We start from the raw sequence: 7,082 nt of genomic DNA on the forward strand, positions 1-7,082 counted from the left end.
GGAACAGCGCTTCGGGCTGGCTGATCGCGGTCGTCGCAGGGCTCGGCATGGTCGGAACGACCTCGGCGCTGATGCTGCTGATCGCCTATTTCCGGCTGGAGCGCCACACGCGGCGGATCGAGAACGAGAACGAAACCTTGCAGGATGAGGTCTGGCGTGCCTCCGAGAGCCGCGAACTCTATCGCTCCCTCGTCGAGGCGCAGCTCGACGTCATCGTCCAGCGTGATAAATCGGGCCGTATCACCTTCGCCAATGACCGCTATGCCGAAATCGTCGGACGCCCGCGCGACACGCTGATCGGTGCGCGGACCTGTCCGCGTGTCGTCGAGGCCGGGGCGACCCGCCGGCGCGAGGATGGCGCCATGCTGGTCGACGAGGCGATCGATACCGGCGGTGCCGAGCCGCGCTGGTTCGCCTGGATCGAGACGCCCGTCCATGCGCCGGGCGGGGCCATCGAAATCCTGCGCGCAGGCCGCGAGATTACCGAGCGCGTCGTCACCGAGCGCGCTCTCGCGGAAGAGCGCTCCCGGGCACAGGCCGCAAACGAAGCCAAATCGCGCTTCCTCGCCACCGTCAGCCACGAATTCCGTACGCCGCTCAACGGCATTATCGGCATGACCGATCTCCTGCTCGAAACCGATCTCGACCCCGAGCAGACCAACTACTTGCGCGCCGTCAAGACCTCCGGCGGCGCGCTCCTTTCCTTGATCGACGAGATCCTCGACTTCTCGAAGATCGAAGCCGGCAAGCTCGACATTGCGAGCAAGCCCTTCGATATCCGCGCCGTGGTCGAGGGCGTTGTCGAATTGCTGGCGCCGCGTGCGCAGGGCAAGGGCATCGAAATCGCCTGTCATATCGCCGCCCGCACGCCCGTAAGCCTGATCGGCGATGCCGATCGTCTGCGGCAGGTGCTGGTCAATCTCGCGGGCAATGCGGTGAAATTCACCGAGATCGGCGGCGTCGGTATCGAGGTCGATATCGGCGAGACGGGCGCACTCGCCATCGCAGTATCCGATACCGGGCCGGGCATCGCGCGCGATCGCATCGCCTCGCTGTTCGAGGAATTCGAGCAGGGCGACGGTAGTCCTGCGGCACGCCATGGCGGGACGGGGCTCGGCCTTGCCATCAGCCGCCGGATCGTCGAGCGCATGCAGGGCGATATCGATGTCGAGAGCCGCCCGGATGCCGGTTCGCGCTTCACCATCACCCTCCCCCTCCCCGCCGATGGTGATGCAGATGGGCGCAGCGAACTTCCCGATCTGCGTGGCAAACGCTATCTCGTGCTCGCCCGCTCGCCCTTCGAGGCACCGTTCATCCGCCGCAAGCTCGGCGAGGCGGGGGCGGATGTGGTGCTCATGGCCAGCGAAACCGAAGCGCTCGCCAAGATAGCCACAGCCTCGGACATCGCGACGCCATTTGCCGGGCTGATCGTCGATTGCGCGCTCGGCGATGATGTCGCCCGCGACATGGCGACAGCAGCGCGCGAGGCTGGCGCACAGCGCTGCCTCGTGCTGCTCTCGCCTTTCGAGCGCCGCGATCTCGGCTCACCGAGTGCGGCCGGCTATGATGCCTATCTCGTCAAGCCGCTTCGGGCCCGCTCGCTCTATGCGCGGCTGACGGAGCCGGTCATGCCGGCTGCTGATCACGCGCAGGAGCAGGTGCGTGCCGGACCGACGCGTCCGCGCAAATCCGGCACCGGGCGCACGCAGCGCGTCCTCCTTGCGGAGGACAACGAAATCAACGCGCTCCTCGCCGTGAAGACACTGGAGCGACTTGGCGCCGTTGTCGACTGGGTCAAGGACGGGCACGAGGCGTTTTCGCTCGCGGAAGCCTCGTTCTCGGGGCTGCGCCCGGATTATGATCTGGTGCTGATGGATATCCGCATGCCCGGCCTCGACGGGCTGGAGGCGACAAGACGCATTCGCAATCTGGAACAGGCGATGACCCGGCGCACGCCCCGCCGCATCATCGCGCTGACCGCCAATGCCCAACGCGAAGACGAGGACGCAGCCCTGGAGGCCGGGCTCGACGGTTTTCTGGCCAAGCCCTTCGATATCCGCGACCTGTCGCAACTCCTCGATGACGCCCCGGCGCGGATCATGGCCGGGACGTCGTGATCCGGCGGTCTCAGGGCGCGGGCGTCGAGGCTGCCGGCGGGGGCGTCGCGCCGCCCTCGCCTTCGGAGCCGACGGCGCGCTCCTTGAGCTTGCGGAACTTGCCCGACATGCTCTCCAGCCGCGCCTCCCATTCCGGATTCGGCGCCTGCCCTTCGATGGTACGGAAATACACCTGCATCAGGCAGGTGATGGCGAAGGGCTCAAGCACCGCGACCTTCACCGACCAGGCGAAGATCAGCGCGAAGACGAATCCCCCCGCCGACCAGGCACCCGGGATCATGTTCACCACCAGTGCTGCCGGCGCCAGCATCACGATGAAGACCAGCGCCGACAGCCCGTAGACGAACAGCGTGATCCAAGCGGCATTGCGCAGCATCGGGCCATAATTCTGCCCGTAGAGCACAAGGGCCGTGCGTGCCGATTGCCACGGATTGGTCGAACGCGTGCGGATGTTATAGGCGAGAATCACCTCGTCGATGAAACCCACCGCGACGCGCAGGAAGGCGCGCAGAATGCTGATCAGCTGGGGCATGCCGGGTATCGGCAAGAGCGTAAAAACCCCGCGAATGAGCCCGGTTACGGCGCGCAGGGTGCCCTTGATCAGCTGATCCACAGCAAAGAGAATGCTTGCCTCCGCGAAGCGCTCGCGCACGATCGCCTGGGCATGGCCGATCTGCGAACGGCCCTCCGGCATCGGACGATCATCGATCAGTTCGACGAGGACCGCGATATGCCCAGCCTTCACGATATAGAGCAGATATTCACGCAGCCAGTACATGATCACGGCGACGAAGCCGAAGCCGATCACGCCACCCCAGAACGTCGAGCCGGCCTGAAAGCCGGCATCACCCAGCGCACCGACCCCGTAGCCGATACCCGCGCCGGTACCCGTCATCAGAATGTAGCCCAGCGCCACGCCGAAATAGACCGCCACCCGCAACAGGATGAACGGCATGGTCCGCATGAGCAGACTGATCGTTCGACCGATGGAAAAATCCCACATCGCCCGCCTCCCTCTTCACTCGCGATTCGCAAGGCTTAGCAGCGACGGCGCGGGCGCGCCCCGTTCGATCAAAGGGGGCGGCCCGCTTCATGGTCGGGAGCGGATCCGGCGGCCGAGGCGCATGCCGAGCGCGACGGCGCCGAGCCAGACGATCAGCGAGAGCAGGAGATAGCCGCCAGCCAGGACGAAGGCGCCCGTCTCGATGAAATGGAGCAGTTCGAAGGAGAAGATCGAGAAGGTGGTAAAGCCGCCGCAAAAGCCGGCGATGAGGAATTGCCGCCGTGCCGGCGTTGCAACAGACGGCGCGTCACGCAGCATCAGCGCAGCAACCAAACCGATCAGCAACGAGCCGAGACCGTTTGCCGCGATGGTCCCGAGCGGCAGCCCGGCCGCCGGCCAAAGGCCGATCGTGGCAAGGCCGAGGAGATGGCGGGCGCTGGCGCCAAGCGCGCCGCCGAGCGCAACGGGCAGGAGCGGCTGCGCAGATCCGGAGCGCGCGGCTTTGCCACGATCTGCACCCCGCGCCATCAGATCATCCCCGTCAGGACCGCGACTGCCTTTGATGCCACGAAGACCGCTCCGAGGCACAGCGCCACCGAGGCGAGCAGATTCGCGATCGCTGCGCGCCAGGCTCCCTCCTCCATCAATGCGAAGGTCTGGAGCGAGAAAGAGGAGACGGTCGTATAACTGCCCACCAGCCCGACGATCAGGAGCGCCACCGCTGGCGAACCGGATCCCGAAACGACGACATTCCGGATTTCCGCCAGCAAGGGTAGCAGCGCACCGATCAACAGCGCACCACTCACATTGACGATGAGGGTGCCCCAGGGAAACGAATCCCCCAGACGCGTGGCCACCGCCTTCGCGACCAGTACGCGCGCGACACTGCCGAGCGCACCGCCGAGCGCAACGAGCACCAGAGTTGTGAGCGCCTCCCCCATCCCGCCCGCCGGCTCAGGCCTTGGCCGCAAAAGGCATCGGTCCGCGCGTATCGCCATGCGCATTGCGCTCCGTAAGCCGATGAGCGAGGACGTGACCGTAGAACTGGCGCGCGCTCGCGCGCCAGTCGAAGCGCTCGGCATGGGCGCGGCAGACCGCCGGATCGATGGTTTGCGCGGTCAGGATCGCATGCCGCAGATCCCGATCCATCACCCCGGCCCCGGAAACACCGAGCACGTCGAGCGGACCGGGCACCGGATAGGCGGCGACGGGTACCCCCGAAGCGAGCGCTTCGAGCATGACGATACCGAATGTATCCGTGAGACTGGGGAAGACGAAGACGTCCGCGCTGCGGTAGATCTCCGCCAGTGGCTCGCCGGTGATCTGGCCGAGAAACCGCGCCGACGGATCGATCGCTTCGAGCCGCGCACGGTCGGGCCCATCACCGACGATGATTTTCTGACCGGGCAAGTCGAGGGCGAGGAAAGCTTCCAGATTCTTCTCGACCGCAAGCCGCGCGACCGTGAGATGAATCGGCTGCCCGCCCTCGGGCCGTTCGCGCGCGCGCGGGCAGAACTGGTCGCAATCGACGCCTTTCTGCCAGAGCACCAGATTGTCGAAACCCTTCGCCACGAGCTCGTCGAGCATGGTCTGCGTGCCGACCATGACGCAATCGGCGGGAGCGTGAAACCAGCGCAGCATCCGATAGAGCGGGCGCTCGGAGAGCGGAAAGCGCGCGGCGGCATATTCCGGGAAGCGTGTATGTAGCCCGGTGGAGAAACCCAGACCCCGCGCGAGACAGTAGCGCCGCGCCATCAGGCCGATCGGTCCCTCAGTGGCGATATGGATGTATTGCGGACGCGCCTGCGCGATGAAGCGCGCGATGCGCGACGGGCGCGGCAGGGCGAGGCGGATTTCGGGATAGGTCGGCATTGGTATGCTGCGGAAGGCACCGGGTTCCAGCACGCTCGTCTCGAAGCCGAAATCGGCAGCGCGGGCGACCATGTGCTCAATTGATCGCACCACCCCGTTCACCTGCGGGTGCCAGGCATCCGTGGCAATCAGCAGCCGGCGCGCGGGCAATCCGGCGCGACGCATGCCATTTGGCCCGGACGTCCCGGCTGCAGCCGATTGCGAGACGCTCCATTCATCCGTCACGGACACACCCCGAAGCCTCCTTGCCGATACCGCATTTCATCGCCGCATCGCCACCCCGGATCAGACAGATTTTTGCAGCGCAAAGAAAGCGGAATCGGGGCATCAGCTGTGGAATCCACATTATGACGCAGCCGGATGCCGGCAAACAGGCCATCTGCGCGACGCACGCACACGCCGGCGCACTTTTGACGGCGAGACAGTTCCACACCGGTGAGTGCGCTATTTCTTGCTCAGCCTATTTCTTGCTCGGCCTATTTCTTGCTCAGCCTACTTCTTGGCCAGCTCGTTGAGGCGCGCCTGCATCTCGGCCATCTGGGCTTTCAGACTGTCGATATCGGCCTCCGCGCCGGCCCCGGACTGGCCCTCGGAATCGCCCTTCCCGGCGGATCCCTTGTTGGCGAAAGGTGTGAACACCTTCATGGCCTCGGTGAACATCTGCATGTTGGAGCGCACCTGCTCGTCGAGTGCCATGAAAGCTTTCGGCCCGAACGTCTCGCTCATCTGGGCGCGAATCTTCTCCTGCTCATTGGTGAACAGCGACATGGAGTGCTCGAGATAGCTCGGCACCATGGCCTGCATGCTGTCCCCGTAGAAGCGGATCAGTTGGCGCAGAAACGTAACCGGAAGAAGGTTCTGGCCGCCTTCCTTGTTTTCCTGCTCGAAGATGATCTGGGTCAGCACCGAACGGGTGATATCCTCACCGGATTTGGCGTCATAGACGAGGAAATCCTCGCCCGCCTTCACCATTGTCCCGAGGTCCTCGAGCGTCACATAGGTCGAAGCCCCGGTATGGTAGAGCCGGCGATTGGCGTATTTCTTGATGATGATGGGCTGCTTTTCGGTCGCCATGGCGTTGTCACGTCTCTTTACTCACGGCACGACACCGGCTCACCGGACAGGTCGGCGCAGGACAATCTCCCTTGAACCTTAAGCACTTCGCCGCGCCGCGCAAACATGAATTTTGCGAAATGCGCGTTGGCGCGACGTGCAAAGAGCGAATTCGGGTTGCTGGCGCGCGCCCGGCAGGCCCGATCCCGCTTGTAGCCCGCGCCCTGCCCTGCTATCCCGGGCCACGGATTTTCATACAGCTTGCGATGGGACGAAGCTCGTGGCGCGACAGTTCATCTATCATATGCGGGGTCTCTCGAAGACCTATTCCGGCGGCAAGAAGGTGCTGGATAACGTGCACCTGTCCTTCTATCCGGACGCCAAGATCGGCGTCCTCGGGCCCAACGGTGCGGGTAAATCCACGCTCCTTCGCATCATGGCCGGGCTCGACAAGGAATGGAACGGCGAGGCCTGGGTGGCTGATGGTGCCAAGGTCGGCTATCTGCCGCAGGAGCCCAAGCTCGAGAACGACAAGACAGTGCGCGAGAACGTCGAGCTCGGCGTTGCGCCGCTCAAGGCGATCCTGGAGCGCTACAACGATCTCGCCATGAATTATTCCGAGGAGACCGCCGACGAGATGACGGCGCTCCAGGACGAGATCGAGGCCAAGGATCTGTGGGATCTCGATTCCAAGGTCGATCAGGCGATGGACGCCCTGCGCTGCCCGCCGGACGACTGGGGCGTGGAGAACCTCTCCGGCGGTGAGCGCCGCCGTGTGGCCATGTGCCGGCTGCTGCTCGAGCAGCCCGATCTGCTGCTCCTCGACGAGCCGACTAACCATCTCGACGCCGAGACGGTCTCCTGGCTCGAAGGGCATCTGCGCACCTATCCCGGCGCCATCCTGATCGTCACCCACGATCGCTACTTCCTCGACAACGTCACCGGCTGGATCCTCGAGCTCGATCGCGGGCGCAGCATCCCCTATGAGGGCAACTACACCTCCTGGTTGGAGCAGAAACAGAAGCGCCTGTCGCAGG

General features: G+C 64.8%; 7 protein-coding genes. 2 read left to right on the forward strand and 5 right to left on the reverse strand.

Features of this window, described 5'->3' with window-relative positions; all coding sequences use genetic code 11:
* A partial coding sequence (locus VKP01_RS02720) for an ATP-binding protein (RefSeq protein ID WP_324410097.1) occupies nt 1–2,117 on the forward strand: 2,117 nt, incomplete at its 5' end.
* A gap of 10 nt (nt 2,118–2,127) precedes the next feature.
* Here VKP01_RS02720 and VKP01_RS02725 read toward each other — a convergent pair.
* The 5 genes from VKP01_RS02725 to phaR all read right to left on the reverse strand — a co-directional run bounded on the left by VKP01_RS02725 (nt 2,128) and on the right by phaR (nt 6,066).
* A complete protein-coding gene (locus VKP01_RS02725; protein ID WP_324410098.1) occupies nt 2,128–3,120 on the reverse strand; it encodes a hypothetical protein in 993 nt (330 codons plus the stop codon).
* Between the two features lie 87 nt (nt 3,121–3,207).
* Nucleotides 3,208–3,648, reverse strand: a complete 441-nt coding sequence (locus tag VKP01_RS02730; protein ID WP_324410099.1) for a CrcB family protein — start codon at nt 3,646–3,648, stop codon at nt 3,208–3,210.
* On the reverse strand, nt 3,648–4,061 hold the full coding sequence (locus tag VKP01_RS02735; protein WP_324410100.1) for a CrcB family protein: 414 nt from the start codon (nt 4,059–4,061) through the stop codon (nt 3,648–3,650). Before VKP01_RS02735 ends, VKP01_RS02730 begins: the two co-directional genes overlap by 1 nt.
* Nucleotides 4,062–4,074: 13 nt before the next feature.
* Complete coding sequence (locus VKP01_RS02740; RefSeq protein WP_324410103.1) at nt 4,075–5,157, reverse strand: glycosyltransferase family 1 protein; 1,083 nt, start codon at nt 5,155–5,157, stop codon at nt 4,075–4,077.
* A gap of 327 nt (nt 5,158–5,484) precedes the next feature.
* Nucleotides 5,485–6,066: a polyhydroxyalkanoate synthesis repressor PhaR gene (gene phaR, locus VKP01_RS02745; protein WP_324410101.1), complete on the reverse strand. Its 582-nt coding sequence runs from the start codon at nt 6,064–6,066 to the stop codon at nt 5,485–5,487.
* A gap of 259 nt (nt 6,067–6,325) precedes the next feature.
* Here phaR and VKP01_RS02750 point away from each other — a divergent pair.
* A partial coding sequence (locus VKP01_RS02750; RefSeq protein ID WP_324410102.1) for an ATP-binding cassette domain-containing protein occupies nt 6,326–7,082 on the forward strand: 757 nt, incomplete at its 3' end.

The sequence above is a fragment of the Saliniramus sp. genome (genome assembly GCF_035311605.1).
Lineage (GTDB): Bacteria > Pseudomonadota > Alphaproteobacteria > Rhizobiales > Beijerinckiaceae > Saliniramus.